This is a genomic window from Mesorhizobium sp. ESP-6-2 (assembly GCF_020164675.1).
Taxonomy (GTDB): Bacteria; Pseudomonadota; Alphaproteobacteria; order Rhizobiales; family Rhizobiaceae; genus Mesorhizobium.
The window spans coordinates 282664-301889 of record NZ_JAIUGT010000008.1 but is presented as its reverse complement, the minus strand read 5'-3'; the positions used below and the strand labels follow the sequence as shown (position 1 = coordinate 301889).

Below are 19226 nucleotides of genomic sequence, written 5' to 3'. Positions count from 1 at the left end.
CCACTATGACGCGGCCGCGGTGTGGAGCCGACAGACATTCAAGGTGTTCGCGAGCTGTCAGCCGGCCGTGCCGTTGCGGGCGGCGAGGTTCGGTGTTTCCGCGTTCTCGTCGGACCGCGATACCCGACATGCGCCAACTATAGGACCGCCGGACAAGCAAGACGGATCGGGGCACCGAGAGCCCGGCTTTTCGAGGGCTAAAGAACAACAGGACGGCGCGGCAAGTTCGCCGTAACATGAGCACAAGGCCAGACCGAGAGGATAACCCGGCGGCATACAGGGTGGGACGATCATGGAAGCTGGCCGGCAGGTCTACCGTCCGCGCAGTTGGGCAGTCACCTTCGCGCTCGCCGCGGCGCTGTCGGGCTGCCAGTCGAAGGGCAGCGTTACCGAAGCGCTCGATCCGGCGGCGATTGCCGTGCCTGCCGGGCAGGATGGCGCCGCGGGCGCCCTCCCGGCCCAGGCAACCCAGTCGCTGGGTACCGGTTCGACGAAAATCACGATGCTGCTGCCATTGTCCGCCCCGGGAACGGCGGGGGAAAATGGCCGCAAGATGCTCGATGGCGCCAAGCTCGCGATGACCGATATCGGCAATGGATTGCTTACGCTGACCGTGGAGGACACTAAGGGCGACAGCGCACAGGCCGGCAAATTGGCGCTGCAGGCCCTGACGACCGGCACGAAAGCCGTCATCGGCCCGACCGAACTGCCGGCCGCCCAGCATATCGCCACATTATCGGGATCGAAGCGGCCGCCCGTGCTGGCGCTTGCCGACAATTTCGCGGGCGGCGCCGGCGTTTATGCCGTGCGCCTCGGCGAAGCGGACAGTGCGGCGGCGGGCGCGGCGGGCATCGCCGCGAAAGGCGGAAAAAAATTCGTATTGTTTGTCGCGGGTGGCTCGAACGCCAGCGCGGTCGAGAAGCGGGTCGCCAACAGTCTCAGCATCTATGGCGCGACGCTCGCCGTCACCGTTCCATATTCGGCCGGCGACGGCGCCGCCAAGGCGGTCGACGAAATGGCCTCGCTCGTGGACACTCCCGACGCGGTCATCATTGCCAGCGGCGATGCCAGCCCCTCGCGTATACTTGCCGCCCTCAAATCAAAGGGCATTGCGGGCAAAGCGACCTCCGTCGTCGGAACCAGCCGTTGGCTGGAGCATCCCATGGAGCCGTCATTCGAGGGAGCCTATATCGCAGCGCTCGATCCGGGCGAAACGGGGCCGATCGCCGACCGCTTCAGGACGACTTACAACTATCCGGCCGACGTCAACGTAGCCTACGCTTATGATATGGTTGCGCTGACGGCAGGGATTGCCAGCGCGGTCGGACCTGACGGTTTCAGCAAACAGGTGCTCGAAAATCCGAGCGGATTTCGCGGATCGACCGGCCTGTTCCGCTTTCGCGCCGATGGATCCAGCCAAAGATCGATGCCATTCTATCGGATAGAAAAGGGTGCGCTCAAACTGGTTGCCAAATCGACCTCGGGATTCTGACCGCCCGGTAACGAACGCTGCGCTGGCGTGATGGTTGTGCCAGGGCGTATCCGCCTGGTTATTGCGGTCGGAGGTCTCGAGCTGCTGTTCGGGATTGCCCTGATCATGCATGCCGGAGCCTTGCTTGCGACCGACCGGCCTGCCCTTGCGACCCGTGTCGAGAATGCCGGGCAAGCAACCCGGTCGGAGACGACTGTTCTCGTCGGAAGATGGCGAGAAGCGCGCAGGGTTGCCGAGGATGTTGTCGCACCGCCGCCAATTGACCTGTCCGAGATCGAGCGGATCGAAGCCCGGCCCCCGCTCGGCGATCTCGGCCTCGCCGTGCCCCCTAAAACGCCGATGCCAGGCGATTGGGGTGAAACCCTGCTCTTCCGGCCAATAGCAACGTCATCGGCGACTTTCGAATCCATGGGACGCAAAGTGGCCGTCAGTGGTGTGGCCAGCATAGAACCGAAAGCCACCTGCTCGTTTCACGATGTCGCCTGGTCTTGCGGCCAGCGCGCACGCGCCGCCTTCAATTCCTGGCTGCGTGGACGCGCGCTGAAGTGTGTCGTGCCGCCGGAGATCGAGCGTTTTGCCATTGCCGCGCCGTGTAACCTTGGCAAGCAGGATGTCGGCGCCTGGCTCGTGTCCAACGGCTGGGCGATCGCGCTGCCCACCGGCATCTATGGCAAGGCGCAAGCAGTCGCCGAGGACGCGGAGGTGGGAATTTTCGGCCCGCCGCGATAGGCCAAAATCGATTCACGTTTCGCACATCGATCAAATTGTATGGTTTGCCGCAACTGAAATTGCGCTTGCCGGCGCTATGCTCGCCGATCTGACAGGAGATTGGTAATGGCACAAGCCGAAACGACCGCCACCGAGCCGGTATGGAAGGGTGTCGCGTGGCTCGCCTTCCTGGGGACCGTTGGCAGCCTTGCCCTCTCCGTAGGCCTCAATTACCTGCTGTTGTTCAGCGATGTCTTGACCCCGTTCGGGCGTAGCATGGTCACTGCCGTGCTGCTGCCTCTGATCATCGGTCTGCCGCTTTTCGTATTGATCGGCTTGAAGCAGGCCCAGATCCGCGGCTACCGGCGGGAGCTCAACAGGGCCGAGACCTACGACCGGGTGACAGGCTGCCTGAACGGTCCGGTTTTCACCTCGATGGTCGAGCGGCGCGCGGCGAGGCCGTCAGCGCCAGGGCCACGCTCGGGCGCCTTCCTGGTGATCCATGCCGAACACCTTCGCTCCATAAATCTTCGCTTCGGCCCAGATTGGGGCGATGAGGCCTTGCGGCTCGTCGCATCGGCCATTCAGTCTTCGGTCCGCAAGGAAGATATGGTCGGTCGCATAGGAACATCGATGTTCGGGGTCTTTCTTCCAGGTACGACCGAAGCGGAGGCCGCGGAAATTGGCGAGCGCATTCGAGCAAGCGTCGCGCAGGTCTATTTCGCGCCCAAGGGGACCGAGGACGCTCTGACGATCAGCCTGGGAAGCACCGTGTTTGAAACCGAGCTAGCATTCGAGGACATGTTTCGCTCAGCGGAAGCGCAATTATCCGCCCGCGCACCTGCCGAAACGCGCTCTACAGGTCTCCAGTAGCCCGGTGTAACGTGACGAAACCAATAACTGGCGGCAAATCGACGTTTGGACACATTCCTAAAGCTCGGCGAGCAGGGCCGCTCGACAGGCACAAGCACTTGATCGATCTCGTTGCCGGAACCTCACCGGCGCGGAAAAAGAACCTCGCCCATTCCAAGCACCGCGTTGTCGCCGCCATATTTATGTGGTGCGCTCCCCAGCAGCGGCCGTTTCAAAATGCCTTCGGCGATCAGATGACGATCGATGATGGTGGCAAAAACGCTCTCGGGCGCGCCACACTCGACGAAGCTCGGCGACAGATGTCCTGGCGCGCGATCAAGAAGGATCGAACCGCGGCGCATTAGGTAGCCGGGCATTTCACCGATGCCGCCGGCTACCACCAGCGTGCCCGCGATCATGCGGCTGCCTGCATGGTCGCCTGAGCCTTTCAGCACCGAGATCAGACCGCGCCGCATCCGGTCTGCGGCGAAGGCGCCCGCCCTGCCCCTGACGATCAGCACGCCGCCATTCATGCCGGCCAGTTCGCCGACGAGCGGCGCACCAAGGTGATCGCCGGCATTACCTGTTATCTCCAGCCTGCCGCCGCGCATGCCGGAGCCGGCGTGCGGCCCCGCATTGCCTTCGATCGTCAGCTTGCCCCCGCGCATGGCGCGCCCGGCCTGCGCGCCAGTATTGCCGATCACGCGAACCGATCCACCTCCCATGCCTTGCGCCACCCGGTCGAGGCGCGCGCTTCCACCTTCGAACACGATGCTTAGCGGATCGCTGCCGGCGAGGCGAAAAATGTCGCCCACCTTCGATCCGTGCTTCGACATGCCGATTCGGATTTTTTCGATATCCCGTGTTTCGCTCCCAGCAAGCCGCTCCGGCGTCAGCGGCGACAGGTCGAGGCGTTCAGGCGGTTCGGCAACAAGAGTGAAGGTCAGCGCCTTCATGGCAACATATCCTTCAGCGAATAGATGAACTTACCGAGCTTGCCGCCATAATTGCCGGCGCCGATGCGAACCGCGCCTTTCTTCGGTCCGAGCTGGACGACGGCCTTTATGCCGGCCTTCATCGCCGCGGCAACGGCATCATTCGTCTCACCATCAATGACGATTTCCAGGACGGCGTTGATGTCGGGGCCGAGTTCACTCGCAACCACGCCGCGCAGTGTCGGCGCGTAGGCTTCGTTGGCCGAGGCGATCATGCCCTTGTATTTGCCACCTATCTTGGAACCCGAACGGGCGATGCCGCCGGGGAACGGCACGATGGCACCGGGCACCATTCCGATCGCGGCGACCGCGGCCTCGGCCGCGACCAAAGCGTTGGCGCTGCTTTCGGCCATGACAAAGAAATTGCCGCCGCCGACGGCTTCCTTTGTCAGTCCGGTTGTTGCCTCGCAGAGGAATTCACCATCCATGACGGGAATGCGCCAGAAATGCCTGTCGCCGATCTTCTTGGAGATTTGCCACCCATCGCCGAAATAACGCAGCGCCGAACCGAGCTTGAGCTTAGCGCTGCCCTCCAGTCCGGCAAAGCAGGCGGAGCCCGGCGAAGTCAAGACACACTGCCCGACGCGATTGAGCAGTTGCTTCTGCAATTCATCGGTTCCCATCGCGAAGATCATCACGCGGCAGCCGGGCCGGCCATCCGGGGTGGCTGACGGCGGCAGGTCGGCATCGATTGCCGCTTCGCAGCCGCAACCGATTACCGAGGTGGCGAAGCCGGTCATCGTGATCGCCGCCTGCCGTGCCCATTTCCGGCTCGACGCAGTGATGATGATGGCGGTTGCCCGCATCCCGAAGGCTTCGGCAAAAGTATCGTCGATCGTTACGCCATTTACGCTCACGTTCGGCATGGCACCTCGCCGAATGGCTGTTCACGCGCAATCGCGGAATCCGGGAAATTGAACCAATCCAAGGACAGGCCGTAGCGCTGCTGGTGATAGTCCTCCAGACGCCGCACCATCGCCTTGTCCACAGGTGGATTAAGCCTGAGGGCCTTGCCCCAGCGGTAATGGATGATCTCCCCGTCCTGCACGACGAGATCGCCATCCTTGAAAACATACGCTGCCTGTCCGAGCATTTTCGCGATACTTTCGTTCCTGCGATAGACAGCGATGTCGGCTATCGCGCCGACACCGAGATGGCCTCGATCCGTCAACCCGAGCAGCCTGGCCGGCGCTGCACGCGTCATGATGGCGATTTCCTCGAACGTGTATTCGCGGTCGATTGCGGACAGGGTAGAGAGCGCTAAGGCGGATCGTGAAAGTCCGGCGGCCATTTCGGTGCGCGCTTCCCGCCTCATCAGCAGCTCGAACAGAGCCGGATAAGCGGTAAAGGGTGCACCGTTGGGGTGATCAGTGGTGAAGAACACACGCCAGGGATCGTCGATGAGGAGAAAAAGCTCGAGCCCGATCGCCCACTGCATCGTGCCATAGAAGTCCTTGCCATAGCTGTAGGGCACGATGCCGCCGCCATTGCCATCCCCGTCATGAATGACGGACTTTTTCGGATGTGCGCTGCCCCGCGCCGAGAACTGCCGCATGACGTCGGAGGAGACCGTGACCGTCTGACCGAACATCACCTGACCGATATCGATAGTGACTTCCGGAGTCGTGTTGATAAGCTCGGCAAGCCGCGCAGCGGCGGAGGAAAATCTGCGCTTTCCCTCCGTGCCATAGCCATAGAACTGGAGGTGGGCGAGATGCATCGGCAGCCCATCCGCCGCCGCAATCGTCGCGGCCGCCGTGTCCGCAGATCCGGGAATGCCCAGATTGTTGCAATGGACATGCAAAGGATGCGGCAGGCCAAGATTGTCGACGGCGGCCTGCAGCGTCTTGACGATGTTGCGCGAGCTGACGCCGTAGGACGGCACGACATCGTCCAGCGCGAACGTGCGTGCGTTTTCCTTGAAGGCGGCCGCTGCACCGGCGTTGATCACCTTGACCCCGAGCGCTCGCGTCGAGGCGACCGTCCAGGCGACATAGTCCTCGATCATTTGAGGAGTGGCGGCGTCACGGATCATTGACAGCAGGAAGTCGTCGTTGCCGAGAATGGCGAGCGTCGCCTTGTCGATGATCGGGATATCGGCCAGTTCGAGATGGGTGTGGAGTGCAGATCCCGGCGACATCGCCGGTTCGACGACCGTCGTGAAGCCCATCTTGGCGTAGAGACAGCCAGTCTGGAAGGTCGACCAGCCGGCATTTGAGAGCGGCGTCGTCGCCGGTCGCGCCTGATGGGCGGCATGCTGTTCGGGCAAGAGCAGCCGCGCGGTATTCACGTTACCACCGCCAATGTGGGAGTGGATGTCGATGGCGCCCGCCATCACGATGCAGCCGGCGGCTTCGATGGTCCGGTCGGCCACCCCCTCAGCCGGCGCAGCGACAATCTTGCCGTCCTTGATCCATAGGTCGCCCTTGCCGAGACGGTTGTTGACGGGGTCGATGATGTCGCCGTTGGCGATTTTCGTCAGCATGGCAATGCCTCGGCGAAAACCCGACTGGCGACCAGGCGAATGATCGTCGCGGCGGAGGGCAATTTCGAAGCAGCGCGGGTATCAGTCGACTTCAGCGAGCCGGTACGGCTGGAATAGACAACTGCATCGTGATCGACCCCAGCTTCGCCAATGGCGATGGTGACCGCGGCGCCTGCGACCGGCTCTTCCGTTTTAGCCAGCGCAATCAGTGTCATGCGCCCCCTTTTTCTCGGGAGTTGGGCAACCGTGGCGGAGATCCGCAGGTGCAGGTCGGCTTCGCCGGCGGCGATCATGCGCGCCACATCGTAACGCCAGGGATCGAATTCCGGGAAGCCCCGCGCAAAGCCCGTGCGCAATGGAAAACCTGTCATCCAGGTCGAGGCGAGCGCGCTTCCCCACCCGTTTTCGCTCGCCGGCAGATGAAGGCCAGATGCACGTGATTTGCGATTGAGATCGGCGATCAGCCCCTGCAGCATCTCCAACGCCAACCCATCGGTCGCATGGCCTGAAAACAGGAACACGGGAAAATGCGCAGCCGCCAGAGCCTTTGCGAAATCGTTGAAGTTCGACACCGGTCGCGATGTTTGCCGCCCCTTGTACTGCGCCCTCAGCGCCGCCAGCGTGGCGCCGAGGCTAGCCTGGCCACAGGAAAGGAGCGTTGCCTTGCGCCCGTTTTTCAACGGCGGCACGGACACCCCATTCGATCCCACCAGGAAGAACTCGCGCTCGCTCCTGGTCGAGAGATCGGGAACCGTGCCAGCGAGCTCCGCAACAAGATCATGATGGGTTTGTGCGAGCTCGCCCACGATCACCACGATATCGGCACGCCGGCGCGTCTCCCCAGGGGCGACGGTCATCGCGCCCTTGTCGGTAAAAAGCATGGTCTCTCGGGCAAGTGCCGCGCCGTCGGCGTGATCGTATGCCGCGCCAAGCCGCTCGGCCAGCGCGATCGCCGCCCTCGTGCCGTGTATATCCGTATCAAAGCTGAAAACCGGGCACCGGCTTGACGATAACAGCGACGCGGCATGCGCAGCCGCGCGCTCGACCAGCGCTTCCCGGTCGCCTATCCAAGCAACCGCCATTCGCTACACTACTTTCTGGTGCCAGCCCGATCCTAGACGAAACTGGATTGGCCGTGAACCCCGCTTGCCAGCAGATTAACGAATGTTTTCATACGCTATCAACAAACTCCGACCGCGCTTAATCATATTTGATGTAAGCGAAGCGTTGATCGGTCGCCGGAGTTCCCTCCAGCGCTCCGCCTTCCTTGGCCGGCTGCCACTGGACAACATCCTCGATCTTTCTCGCCAACTCGAAGTCCTTGTCGGTGATACCCTTCGCCGCGTGGTTCATCAGGCGTACCTCGACCCAGGCATAGGAAGCGGTGATATCGGGATGGTGCCACGCCGCCTCGGCGAGATGGCCAACCGTGTTGATGACCATCAGCGTCGACTTCCAGCTGTGGGTCTTGTATTTGCGCCGTATCCAGCCGTTTTCGTAGCGCCATTTCGGCAGCTCTTTCTCAAGCCGGTCGGCAATCTCGGCGTCCGAATAGATCTTCTCCTTGACCGTTTCGCTCATCTCGACCTCCCCGAATTGCTCGGTCCGTCAACACGACAGGCCAAAGCGGAAACATGAATGCACTCTCTTTGGCTTGCTCCCTCGACGAAAACAGTTATCATCGTGGCGGGCACCTAAACTTCCATGATGCATCCATGATGCACCCATCGGGGGGCAGATGTCGAATTTTGTTACCGTACGAGTGCCCGCTCGCCTTCACCTTGGCTTCCTCGATCTCAATGGCGATGCCGGACGTCGCTTTGGCAGCGTTGGGCTTCCGTTGAGTGAACCCGAAACCGTTGTCACCCTGTCGCGGTCCGGCGAGACCATAGTCGAAGGTTCCGAGAGCGTTCGCGCCGGTGAGCACTTGTCGACGCTCCGCAGGCATCTCGGCATTCGCGGCCAGCACCATTTGGTGATCGAACAGTCGATCCCGAGTCACGCCGGCCTTGGGTCCGGCACGCAGATCGCCCTTGCCGTCGCCTCGGCACTGCGAACGCTCCACAACCTGCCTCTCGATGTCGCCGGCGACGCGACCGTGCTCGAACGAGGCGGCCGATCTGGAATCGGCATCGCAAGTTTCGAAGACGGCGGCGTGATTGTCGACGCGGGCAAGGACGAGCGTGGCGGACCGCCTCCGGTCGTGGCGCGGCTGCCGTTTCCCGAAGAATGGCGCGTCATCCTCATCCTCGACCATGCCGGGCATGGACTGCATGGCGAGGCCGAGGTCGCGGCGTTCCGTTCACTGCCACCCTTCCCGACGGCGGGCAGCGGCGAGATCTGCCGGAGGGTGCTGATGGGTATCATGCCGGCCTTGGTCGAGCGCGATCTTGCGGCATTCGGCGCTGCCGTCACCGCGATACAGATGCTGATCGGCAGCCATTTCGCTCCGGCGCAGGGCGGCGTGTTCACCTCAAAGCGGGTCGAGATGGTCGCTCACCGTCTCAATAAAGCGGGCGCCGTCGGGATCGGCCAGAGTTCCTGGGGACCCACAGGCTTTGCCTTCGCGCCGTCGCATGACGCCGCGCTCAAATTCGTCGGCGCGGTTCAGAAGACAGCCGTTGAAGACGGCCTTCAGATCAAGATCGTCAAAGGCAGGAACTCCGGCGCGAAGATCAGTTCGACCGGACTCGGTCTCGTCGGCAGCTGACGCTTCAGATTCCAAGCAGAAAGGCGAGAAATGGCCCGCAAACATATCCTGCATATGCTGACGCCGTTGAAGCACATGAGCCCGTTCGACGTGAACATGGCGCTCGACGCGGGCTTCGACAGCGTCGTCCCCTATGTCGATGTTGGCCTTGGTGAGGTGACAGGCCTAGTTCAGGACGCGATCTTTTCGCGTCCGCCGGATGCCGGCGTCGATACCGGCATCTTTATCGCCGGGAAGGATGCTTCGTTGGCGCTCGACATGTTCGATGCCGCGAAAAAGGCGATGGTGCCGCCTTTCCAGGTTTCGGTATTTGCCGACCCGGCCGGCTCGTTCACCACGGCCGCGGCGATGGTGGCCAAGGTCGAAAAGGCGTTGGAGAAGAAATTCGAGCGCGGGCTGAAGGACACGAGGGTGGCTGTTTTCGGCGCCACCGGCGTGGTTGGCTTCTGCACCGCCGTCATCGCGGCAAGGGAGGGCGCCCGCGTCACGCTTGTCGGCCATGACGGCATCGAAAGGGTGAAACAGATCGCTGCCGAGATCAAAAGCCGATTCAAGATCGGTGTCGATGCGGCTGACGGATCGAGCGATGCCCGGAAAACCGATCTGGTCGAAGCAAGTGAGGTCATACTGGCTTGTGCGAAAGCCGGCGTCCAGGTGGTTTCAAAGGCCCAGTTGAGAGGCAGCGGCTTGCTTATCGCCGCCGACGTCAACGCGGTCCCGCCCGCAGGCATCGAAGGATTGGCCGTCAATGCCAATGGCGACCCGCTAGAAGCGGCAAAGGCCGTCGGGATTGGCCCGCTTGCCATCGGCAACGTCAAATATAAGGTCGAGTCCGGCCTTTTCAAAAGAATGATCGAATCCGAAAAAACGATCGCGCTCGATTTCCAGGAAGCCTTTTCCCTTGCACGCGAGACTGCCAAATAGCGCCAGATCTCTGCTGATCGCGGCGATTTCAGGCCGGGCATTGGCCATGGCTGCGCGGCGTGCGGGCTATCGCCCGTTAGTCGCTGATTTCTTCTGCGATACCGATACGGTTGCGGTGGCAGAACGAACGACCAAGCTGCCGCGCAACCTACAGGACGGCATCGACGGCGAGCGCATTATCGAGACGCTTCGGGACCTGGCCGGCGAAGACCGGCCGGTCGCTGTCGTCCTGGGCTCGGGTTTTGAGCGGATGACGGAGACTGTCGACGCCGTCGCTCGCCATTTTCCGCTTGCCGGCAATCGCGGCGCGGCGATCAGCAGGATCAAGGACCCGCAATTGCTGGCCGCGGATTGTGCCGAACTCGGTATCCCACATCCGGAATTCCGGTGGGATCGGCCGCCTGAGCCAGACAGCTGGGTGGCCAAGACCGTGGGCGGCGCCGGGGGTGGGCATATCAGACAGGCGGCCGGAGAAAGCCAGACCACCGGCCGCTATTTCCAACGTTTCGTCGCCGGACGCAGCGTCTCGGCCCTCTTCGTCGGCGACGGCCAGGCCGCGCGCATCGTCGGCTTCAGCCAACAATGGACTTCCCCCGTCTCCGCGGCACCCTATCGCTATGGCGGGGCCGTGCGGTTGAGACGCTTCGACCGCAGGCAGGCGGCGCTCATCGGCGGCTGGCTTTCAGCCCTGACGCGCCGTGCCGGCCTGGTTGGATTGTGCAGCGCCGATCTCATTCGCGGATCGGACGGCTACACGCTCATCGAGATCAATCCGCGGCCAGGCGCTACGCTGGACATTTTTGACGAGGACGAGGCGCCCCTGATCGAAGCACATCTGCGAGCTGCGGCCGGAGGAACCTTCCGTTTGCCACGCTTCGTCGATTCGATGGCTTCAATGGTGACCTACGCCGCGACCCCAATCGCCCGGTTTCCGTCGATTGTGTGGCCCGAATGGACTGCGGACCACCAGTCACCCGGCACCCGTCTGATTGCCGGCGACCCCGTCTGTACCATCTTCGCGCGCGGTCCGAATGCCGGTTTGACCAGGCGGCTCATCAAGGGGCAAGCCCGCCGGTTGCAACTCCAATGGGAAGGAGACCGGACATGAAGAACGGTTCGGCATTCCTGAACGACAATGCACAGCGCATCGCTGACGGCATGATCAGCGATGCCGAACGGTTGCGGATCGCCGCTTCCAAGGGAACCTTGGGCGAGCTCCTTATCGATGTCGGCGCCAAGGCGCTCGGCAGCGTCGAGGCCGGGCTGCGCATGGCGGAGGCAGCGATGGGTGGTCTCGGCAGCGTTTCGGTGTTCATGGACCGCACGGAGCGGAAATGGCCGTTCACCGTCGAGGTGCGCTCGTCGCAGCCCGTACTGGCCTGCCTAGGCAGCCAATATGCGGGCTGGAACCTGTCTGCCCAGGACTATTTCGCCATGGGATCGGGACCGGCGCGGGCACTCGCCCGCGTCGAACCACTGTTCGACGCGCTTTCCTATCGAGACACCGCATCGTCGGCCGTGCTTATCCTGGAGACTGCCAAACCGCCTCCCCCAGCAATCGTCGAGAAAGTGAGCAAGGCAACCGGACTGGCAACCGACAAGCTCACCTTCATCTACGCGCCGACGCAAAGCCTTGCCGGCAGCCTGCAGATCGTTGCGCGCGCGCTCGAGGTTGCCATGCACAAGGCCAACGATCTCAAATTTCCGTTGGAGAACGTTGTCGACGGCATCGGAGCGGCGCCAATCCCCGCCCCCCACCCGGATTTCCTGACCGCCATGGGCAGAACGAACGATGCCATCATCTATGGCGGCAGCGTCCAGCTCTTCGTAAAAGGGTCGGCAAAAGAGGCCAGCAACCTCGCGGAGAAACTTCCGAGCCGCGCCTCGCGGGACTACGGTCAACCGTTTGCCGAGATCTTCAAGCGGTTCAAGGGGGATTTCTATGCCATCGATCCGCTGTTGTTCAGCCCGGCCGAAGTGATCGTGACGGCGATCGAAACCGGCGATACGTTTCGCGCTGGCCGGCGTGATCCAAAGATGCTCGAACGGAGCCTCGGTTAGCATGGCGGCACAAAGAGACCCGTCCGTCGTCCGCCACATCCGAGGCGCCACATGATCCATCGCATCCTGATCGTCAGCGACAATTCGGACACCGGCTCCAAGGGCCTTGCAGCAAGGCTTGGTCGACGGGGTGCTATCGTCGCAACCGTGCCGCTGGCGGCGATCGCGTTCGACACCGGCAGCCCGAGCGGACTTTCGATCCCCGGTTTCGGCGGTGTGCTGCCCGATGCCGTGCTCGTCCGTTCGATCGCCGCCGGATCGTTCGAAGCGATCACCCGGCGCCTCGGGGTGCTGCACGCGTTGAGTCGGCTGTCGGTTCCCGTGTGGAATTCGGCGCAGGCGGTGGAACGCTGCGTCGACAAGTCGATGACGACTTTCCTCTTGAAAAATGCCGGCCTGCCAACGCCACCGACGTTCGCCGTCGAAGGCCTTGCCGCCGCCAAGGAGATCGCGGCGCAGGAGCTTCCGGAGGGACCGCTGGTTCTGAAACCATTGTTCGGGGCGCAAGGCCGCGGGATAAGGCTGATCCGTACGCTCTCCGACCTTCCCGCCGCAGACGAGGTGAACAGCGTCTACTATCTCCAGCATTATGTGTCGCGCGCCGGCCCGCCTTTCCGGGATTTCCGCGTTTTTGTCTGCGCCGGCGAAACCGTCGCGATGATGAGCCGCAGCAGCGACGACTGGATCACGAACGTCAACCGGGGTGGCATGCCGGAGCCGGTTTCGGGACATGGCGAGGCAGAACTGGCAGCGCTGGCTGTCGCCGCGTCGGCAGCCGTCGGCGCGGATTTCGCCGGCGTGGACATCGTGCGAGCCGACGATGGCAGCTTGTTCGTACTCGAGGTGAACAGCATGCCCGCCTGGTCCGGGCTGCAATCGGTGGTCGCTGTGAACATCGCCGAAGCGATCGCCGATGCCCTGCTGAAATTCCTGGCCGATCGCATCGAAGCGACCGCCGCGCCGCGGCCCTTCCGTTTCACCGCGCCGGCGAATTCGTGACGGAGCGGCGGCAGGATGACGTTATCGCGTGAACGCCTCCGGGCTAGCTACAAGGATGCCTGCCGGATGGAGATCGAAGCTCTGAAGCCAGGCAACGTCCACCTGTTCGCCGACGGACACGGCATGTCCGCCGCTCAGTTCATGATAAGTGCCGAAGTTTCGTCCGAGCCGCTGACCGATCCTCGCCTCTCGGCCGGGCAGCGCATGCTGGAGGCGGTGCGTGCAACACGTCTGGCCGTAGCAACCAATACAAATCTCGGTATCATCCTCCTGGCGGGGCCTCTGATATGCGCCGCCGAAATGAGGAGTGGCAGCTTGCAGGATAATCTCGACTCGCTGCTGCGCGCGTTGAGCATGGACGATACCAGGGCAGTGTTCGAGGCGATCGCCATGGCAGCGCCAGGTGGCCTAGGAGACGCCGCGAATGATGTGCGGCAGGAGCCGAAGGTTCATCTCTTGGAAGCAATGCGGGAGGCTGCCGACCGCGATATGATCGCACGCCAGTATGACACCTGTTTCGGCGACGTGTTCGGGGTCGGGCTGGCGGCGCTGGTAGGGGCGCTAGCACGCGGAGAAAGCGGCATGTGGCCGACCGTGTTCGCCTATATGGCGTTTGTCGCAGGCTTCCCCGACAGTCACGTGGTGCGCAATCACGGAATTGAAGTCGCAAATCAGGCGCGACAAGACGCTCTTGCCGTTCAGGCGGCGCTCCATGCCAACGGCGACGAGCCGTCACGCATTCGCCTGCTCATGGAGTTCGATCGCCGGCTGAAGGCGGACAAAGTCAACCCCGGCACCTCTGCCGATCTGACCGTGGCTACTCTTTTAGTCCACACCTTGGGCGCTCGCTTGCATAATCGCGGCGTTGGTGCTTGACTTCCAAAAGCGGGAGCTGTGCTTCCGCGGCTATCTAGCCAACCGGTCCGGGCAATCCGGGCGCTGCCAACAAGGATAGCTGTCCATCGAGCGCCTGCTCGGTTGCAGCGTCCGTGGACATCATAATTGTGTCTTGGAGGAAATTGGCATGGCAAAAATCTCGAAGGTAATGGTCGGTGAATCGCTGGTAGGGGACGGCAACGAAGTCGCGCATGTCGACCTGCTCATCGGCCCGCGAGGGAGCGCGGTCGAAACGGCATTTTGCAACGCGCTTACCAACAACAAGGACGGTTTTACCTCGCTTTTGGCGGTGATCGCGCCCAATCTTCAATGCAAGCCCAATACGGTGATGTTCAACAAGGTCACGATCAAGGGCGCCAAGCAGGCTGTACAGATGTTCGGGCCGGCGCAGCATGCCGTTGCAAAGGCCGTGCAGGACAGCGTCGCGGACGGGACCATTCCGGCTAACGAAGCGGACGACGTGTTCATATGCGTCGGCGTATTCATCCATTGGGACGCGACCGACGACGCCAAGATCCAGAAATACAACTACGAGGCGACAAAGGAGGCCATCCAGCGCGCTATCGCAGGAACCCCGACCGCCGCCGAAGCCACCGCTCAGCGCGACAACGTCAAGCATCCGTTCGCGGCCTAGACAAGAGACAGCCCCGCACAGGAAAAGCCATCTTCCGAAACGGATGGTCTGTTGCGCCGGTTGAAAAAGGTTCTGGGCTTTTGAAGCGACACTCCCGAAGGGCGCCCGCCTTTCGGGAGTGAGGAGCAACTATGATCAGGCGCCGAGCGACGCCAGGTGACCAGGTGTGAGCGTGGCGTTGTGCAGTGAGGTTGCGACCAGCGCTGCGGCGATGCCCATCGCTGACAACGCTCGTATATCGTTGTCATCGCGGACGCCGCCTGCCGCGATGACGGCGCGATTTCTCGCTTTGGCCTTGACCTCCTCCAGCCGCCTGAAATCCGGACCGGCGGCCGCACCGACTTTGGCCAGCGTCATGACGATCACCTTTTGCGGCCAAAGCTCGGACTCATCGAGAAGAGAACGCGGTCCGCAAAAATCATCGCCAAGGAAATCAAGGGACAGGATGAGATCGGGATGATCGCGAAAATGCCGGAGCAGCACATCGTCCTGCTGCGATTCGGAGCCCAACACGGGGTATACCGAACGTTCAGCAAGCGCCGCCGAAAGCGTTTTCCTGTCTGCTACGCCGGCATCGATCCAAAGCTCAGGCGGCTGCGTCATCGCCCTCAACCGGGCGAGTGCGTCGCTGTTTGGAGTCCCGCCTTCGATGGCGTCCAGATCGGCGATGTAGAAGGTCGAAAAGGGATAAAGTGTACGCAACCCTTCGGCGACGGCGACGACATCGGAACTTCGGCTGAGCGGCGTAACGATCGGCCGGTAGCGATCGCGTTTTCCTTGCTGGGCGCGAACCACCTCGCCGTCTTTCAAGTCGAGAACCGGAATGATGCGCAACGCTTTTCTCGCCGACCAACTGCTGTCATGAAAGCTTGAAGTGTGGAAAAAAGAAAGAGCATCATTGCGGGCTTCGACATTGGCGGCGCGCATCTGAAGGTGACGCGCGCGCAAGGCGGCCGCATCGTCGGCGCGGTAACGATCGCCACGCCGCTTTGGCAAGGGTTGCACAGCCTGACCTCGGCCCTCGACGAAACAGCCCCGATCTATGCGGAAGCCGATCTCAACGCGTTCACCATGACGGGCGAACTGTCCGACATCTTTGCGTCCCGGGATATCGGCGTGACGACGCTGCTGGATCAGATTTCCAACCGTTTTCCCAGAGGCGAAAAGCTGATCTATGCCGGATCATCCGGCTTTGTCGAGGTCGAGCAGGCGGCGCGGCTGAGCACCGATGTCGCCTCCGCCAACTGGCACGCGACAGCCTCTTTGGTGGCAAAACTGGCCGGCGATGCCCTGTTCGTCGATATGGGCTCGACCACCACCGACATTATCGCAATCAAGAATGGCGCCGTCGTCAATGAGGGCTACACCGATGCCGGACGGCTTCTGACTGGCGAACTGGTCTATACGGGATTTACCAGGACATTCCTGTTCGGCGTAGCCTCGTCTGCTCCTGTCCATCGAAGACTGACGCCATTGATGAACGAGTATTTCGCCTCGATCGCCGACGCGCACCGGATCCTGGGCGTGCTCGATGAGGAGGACGACATGCACCCTTCCGCCGATGGCAAGGAAAAGACCGTCCACGGTTCGATCGCGCGACTGGCGCGCATGGTCGGGCGCGACGCCGCTGAACTTTCGCCGCCGGAATGGGGTGAAGTCGCACGCTGGTTCAGCGAGCAGCAATTGCGGAAAATCCACGACGCAGCATCCCTGGTGGCCTGGGGTCTTGCTCAAGATGTTCCGATCGTCGGCGCCGGAACGGGCCGCTGGCAGATCAGGCGGCTGGCCGAGCGCATGGAACGTCGCTTTGTCGATTTCGCCGACATCGTCCCCGCTCATGACGCTGTTCGCGGCGAGGCCAGCCGCGCCGCACCAGCATCGGCGGTGGCGCTGCTGGCTGGATATCGATCACAAGCAGCGTAGCGGCGCTCGCGCCGTCATGGCTCACGCGTCCCCGCTGCTGGACCCTTTGGCGGCCAGGTGATCGCTGACACGCTGCATCAGCCAACCCCAGGCTTCCCGTTCGTCGGCGCCGGCTGTCTTTTCGATAGAGATCGAAAGATACGCGATCTCGGCCTCGATCTTGTCGCGGGATAGCATGCCGAGCCGGCTGACCAGGATGGCCAGTTCCAGAACAGCCGCCTTGGCTCGGTTAAGGCCGGTGAAGGGCGCATGCATTTCCTCTCGAACCACGCGGCAGAAATGGCGAGGCCGCACGCCATCATCGTCAACGCTCTCGACTTCGAGAACCGAATGCGCCAGCGCGGTCGCCAACCGGGGAACCAGAAAATCTTCGACGGGAACGGTCGGCCAGTCCTTGCGCCCGGTCAGGCATCCAGCGAAGACGCGCACGTCGTCGGTGTAGTTGGCGATGGCGAACGGCACCGCCGCCAGATTGTCGAGCGTAACCGAGGGACGAAACGGTGCGATGACCCAGCCGTCTTTTTCGGAGATTATGCCGATCGGTGCGATATGGATCTTTCCTGTCTTGTCGACAGTGGTGATGATTGTCTCGCGAATGTAAGGCACCTAGCCCTCCTTCTTCGCGCGAAGCGTCTCGCCCGGTTCGGCAAGACGGGTACGGTCGGTTTCGAGAGCCGGTGCGGCAACGCCCCATGCGAGCGGCTCGTCCTGAACATAGCGCTTGCCGAGGCGCCACGCGATCTCGGCTTTCGTCAGTTCCGCGCCCAGATAGAAAGCATGCGCACCGTCGGTCTCCACGCCAAGTCCGGCGAAAAATTCGAAGGCATCCTTAGCAACCGCGTGCCCTTTGCCATTGAGAATATGGATGCCGTCCTCCGCTGCAGCGATACGGTAGTTGGCGTCGCGCACCGCGGCCGCCAATGCAGCGATATCATCGGTCGAGGCCGTGAAAGGCTTGCGATCGTGGATCTGCAGCAAGCCTGGGTGATAGCTACGCGGCAGTGCACCGTCATTGCGGGCGGCAAACATCACGCGGCGGGCAATGTCGTGCTCCTCGATCGTCCGCACCGTGTGCGGGCTGACATGCACAGCTAGCACATTTCGAACCCCGAGCTCCGAGCAGAGGCCCGTTAGAACGGCCGTAACGCCGGAACTGTCGGCATCGGTAAGTTCGGTGAGATTGCCGGTGCCCATCAGCAATTCGGCCTCCGGCCAGCGGCGCCGCGCCTCGATGAAGCGGCCGATCGATTGGGCAAAGCCGAAGTGGATCGGATCCAACACGGGGTCCGCGATGAAGGGAATGCCAGCGCTTTGCGCCGCATCGATAGCGCGACCAAGCGAATCCAGATCGCCAGGGGCGGAAGGGATCAACACCGCCGTAGCGCCATGACCGAAGATCAACGGCAGCGTGTTCTCGTCGAGGCTGAGAAGATAGTCCGCGCCGGCGCGCGCACCGATCGACAGTTCGTCCGCGCTGGCCGAATCGACGCTGACCTGAAATCCCTGTGCCTTGAGCCCGCGCACTGCCTCCGACAGCAACGGAAATGGCGTTTCAGGCAGGCAGCCAAGATCGATGACATCGGCGCCGGCCGCAGCTAGCGTCCCCGCCCGCAGCATGAGCGCTTCGATCGACAGCATTGGCGCATCGACGATCTCGGCGAAGATGCGCATATCGTGTCGCGTAAGATCCGGCGGCTCGCCGACACGGCCGAGAAAGGCCGGCAGGTCCGCGATCTCGTCAGGACCGCGCGCAAAGGGCACGCCGAAATGGTTCGACAATTGCTCGATATCGCCGCGATAGCGCCCTGGTAGGATAAAGCGGTCAACGGCGTTGGGCGCGATGAGACGCCGCTTTATGATGTCTTCGGTCATCAGTGCGGCGACCTTGACACCTATGTCGACCACCTCCCACGAAAACTCCGTCTCGCCCAGACCGGATAGCAGCTTTTCCAACCGTGCCCTGGCCAGATGTCCTGTGAGAAAGACCAGCCGCTCAGCCATGGCCGGACAGCTCGGCCCGGCGTTGCTGGACCGCCGCGTTGAGGTCCGCGAGCGACTCGACGACCTGGGTTCGTTCGAACCCCTTCAGCCGCTCGGTGTTTTCCAGGTCAATCCTGCGCGGATAGACTTTGACCAGGCCATGCGGTGCCATGGTTTCGAGTTCGGGTGCGGTGTCGCAGGCAAAGACGATGATCGGCACGCGGCACTTTCCGGCTTGCGCAAAGACGTTGGTGGCAAGCGTATCGGAAATACCCCAGACGCATTTGGCAACCGTGTTGGACGAGGCAGGCGCCACCACGACCGTGTGGTAGACGCCGTGGTAAAATTCGCCGACGGGAATGGCGCTCGCCGTCTTGTCGTGCAGCACGCGCGTCGTCTCCGGAAAATCGAGTTTGAGCTTATACATGCGCAGCACTTCATTGGCGGCTTTCGACACGAAAACATCGCAATGTTCGAGTTGGCGAACAAGTGCGAAGCTCTCCGTGAAAAAATGCCCGGAGCCCGTCAAAACCCACGCCCAGCGCGGCACGTGCAGCTTCACCATC

At 62.3% G+C, this 19226-nt stretch carries 20 protein-coding genes; 11 read left to right on the top strand and 9 right to left on the bottom strand.

Annotation, left to right across the window (positions count from 1 at the left end; genetic code table 11):
- Positions 1-292 precede the first annotated feature (292 nt).
- From LB532_RS21835 to LB532_RS21825, 3 genes are all read left to right on the top strand, one after another.
- Complete coding sequence (locus LB532_RS21835) at positions 293-1492, top strand: ABC transporter substrate-binding protein (protein ID WP_140642680.1); 1200 nt, start codon at positions 293-295, stop codon at positions 1490-1492.
- Between the two features lie 30 nt (positions 1493-1522).
- Positions 1523-2221, top strand: a complete 699-nt coding sequence (locus tag LB532_RS21830) for a thermonuclease family protein (RefSeq protein ID WP_140642702.1) — start codon at positions 1523-1525, stop codon at positions 2219-2221.
- A gap of 105 nt (positions 2222-2326) precedes the next feature.
- Complete coding sequence (locus LB532_RS21825; protein WP_140642678.1) at positions 2327-3073, top strand: GGDEF domain-containing protein; 747 nt, start codon at positions 2327-2329, stop codon at positions 3071-3073.
- A 122-nt stretch (positions 3074-3195) separates the two neighbouring features.
- Here the strand turns inward: LB532_RS21825 and LB532_RS21820 are convergent, their stop codons facing one another.
- The 5 genes from LB532_RS21820 to LB532_RS21800 form a co-directional block, all read right to left on the bottom strand.
- Positions 3196-4008: a formylmethanofuran dehydrogenase subunit C gene (locus LB532_RS21820; RefSeq protein ID WP_140642676.1), complete on the bottom strand. Its 813-nt coding sequence runs from the start codon at positions 4006-4008 to the stop codon at positions 3196-3198.
- A complete protein-coding gene (gene fhcD, locus LB532_RS21815; protein WP_140642674.1) occupies positions 4005-4913 on the bottom strand; it encodes a formylmethanofuran--tetrahydromethanopterin N-formyltransferase in 909 nt (302 codons plus the stop codon). The genes LB532_RS21820 and fhcD overlap by 4 nt, the downstream gene beginning before the upstream one ends.
- Positions 4901-6532, bottom strand: coding sequence for a formylmethanofuran dehydrogenase subunit A (locus LB532_RS21810; protein ID WP_140642672.1), 1632 nt, complete (start codon positions 6530-6532; stop codon positions 4901-4903). The genes fhcD and LB532_RS21810 overlap by 13 nt, the downstream gene beginning before the upstream one ends.
- Positions 6526-7614 (bottom strand): tungsten formylmethanofuran dehydrogenase, encoded by a 1089-nt coding sequence (locus LB532_RS21805; protein WP_224557159.1) that lies wholly within the window; start codon positions 7612-7614, stop codon positions 6526-6528. Before LB532_RS21805 ends, LB532_RS21810 begins: the two co-directional genes overlap by 7 nt.
- 118 nt (positions 7615-7732) lie before the next feature.
- Complete coding sequence (locus LB532_RS21800; protein WP_140642669.1) at positions 7733-8113, bottom strand: 4a-hydroxytetrahydrobiopterin dehydratase; 381 nt, start codon at positions 8111-8113, stop codon at positions 7733-7735.
- 157 nt (positions 8114-8270) lie between these two features.
- On the opposite strand from LB532_RS21800, the gene LB532_RS21795 reads away from it, so the two are divergent.
- The 7 genes from LB532_RS21795 (at position 8271) to fae (ending at position 14757) form a co-directional block, all read left to right on the top strand.
- Positions 8271-9242 (top strand): beta-ribofuranosylaminobenzene 5'-phosphate synthase family protein, encoded by a 972-nt coding sequence (locus LB532_RS21795; RefSeq protein ID WP_140642667.1) that lies wholly within the window; start codon positions 8271-8273, stop codon positions 9240-9242.
- A gap of 30 nt (positions 9243-9272) precedes the next feature.
- Positions 9273-10166, top strand: a complete 894-nt coding sequence (locus tag LB532_RS21790; protein WP_140642665.1) for an NAD(P)-dependent methylenetetrahydromethanopterin dehydrogenase — start codon at positions 9273-9275, stop codon at positions 10164-10166.
- 46 nt (positions 10167-10212) lie between these two features.
- A complete protein-coding gene (locus LB532_RS21785; RefSeq protein WP_224557157.1) occupies positions 10213-11274 on the top strand; it encodes an ATP-grasp domain-containing protein in 1062 nt (353 codons plus the stop codon).
- Positions 11271-12227: a methenyltetrahydromethanopterin cyclohydrolase gene (mch, locus tag LB532_RS21780; protein WP_140642663.1), complete on the top strand. Its 957-nt coding sequence runs from the start codon at positions 11271-11273 to the stop codon at positions 12225-12227. The genes LB532_RS21785 and mch overlap by 4 nt, the downstream gene beginning before the upstream one ends.
- A gap of 51 nt (positions 12228-12278) precedes the next feature.
- Positions 12279-13226 (top strand): RimK family alpha-L-glutamate ligase, encoded by a 948-nt coding sequence (locus LB532_RS21775; RefSeq protein WP_140642661.1) that lies wholly within the window; start codon positions 12279-12281, stop codon positions 13224-13226.
- A 15-nt stretch (positions 13227-13241) separates the two neighbouring features.
- The gene (locus LB532_RS21770) at positions 13242-14102 is read left to right on the top strand and encodes a triphosphoribosyl-dephospho-CoA synthase (RefSeq protein ID WP_140642660.1); all 861 of its coding nucleotides are present in this window, start codon (positions 13242-13244) and stop codon (positions 14100-14102) included.
- A 148-nt stretch (positions 14103-14250) separates the two neighbouring features.
- Positions 14251-14757 (top strand): formaldehyde-activating enzyme, encoded by a 507-nt coding sequence (gene fae / locus LB532_RS21765; protein ID WP_140642658.1) that lies wholly within the window; start codon positions 14251-14253, stop codon positions 14755-14757.
- A 135-nt stretch (positions 14758-14892) separates the two neighbouring features.
- On the opposite strand, the gene LB532_RS21760 is transcribed toward fae, so the two are convergent.
- Positions 14893-15684: a HisA/HisF-related TIM barrel protein gene (locus tag LB532_RS21760; protein WP_140642656.1), complete on the bottom strand. Its 792-nt coding sequence runs from the start codon at positions 15682-15684 to the stop codon at positions 14893-14895.
- Between LB532_RS21760 and LB532_RS21755 the strand changes: the two genes are divergently transcribed.
- A complete protein-coding gene (locus tag LB532_RS21755; RefSeq protein WP_140642654.1) occupies positions 15634-16680 on the top strand; it encodes a hydantoinase/oxoprolinase family protein in 1047 nt (348 codons plus the stop codon). The two genes, LB532_RS21760 and LB532_RS21755, sit on opposite strands and share 51 nt — an antisense overlap.
- Positions 16681-16701: 21 nt before the next feature.
- Here the strand turns inward: LB532_RS21755 and LB532_RS21750 are convergent, their stop codons facing one another.
- From LB532_RS21750 to LB532_RS21740, 3 genes are read right to left on the bottom strand one after another with little or no spacing between them, the layout of a single operon-like run.
- Complete coding sequence (locus LB532_RS21750; protein ID WP_140642652.1) at positions 16702-17286, bottom strand: DUF447 domain-containing protein; 585 nt, start codon at positions 17284-17286, stop codon at positions 16702-16704.
- Positions 17287-18681 carry a DUF6513 domain-containing protein gene (locus tag LB532_RS21745; protein ID WP_140642650.1) on the bottom strand — a complete coding sequence of 465 codons (1395 nt, stop codon included), beginning with the start codon at positions 18679-18681 and terminating at the stop codon, positions 17287-17289.
- Positions 18674-19225, bottom strand: coding sequence for a flavoprotein (locus LB532_RS21740; protein ID WP_140515154.1), 552 nt, complete (start codon positions 19223-19225; stop codon positions 18674-18676). The genes LB532_RS21745 and LB532_RS21740 overlap by 8 nt, the downstream gene beginning before the upstream one ends.
- Between the last annotated feature and the right edge of the window lies 1 nt (position 19226).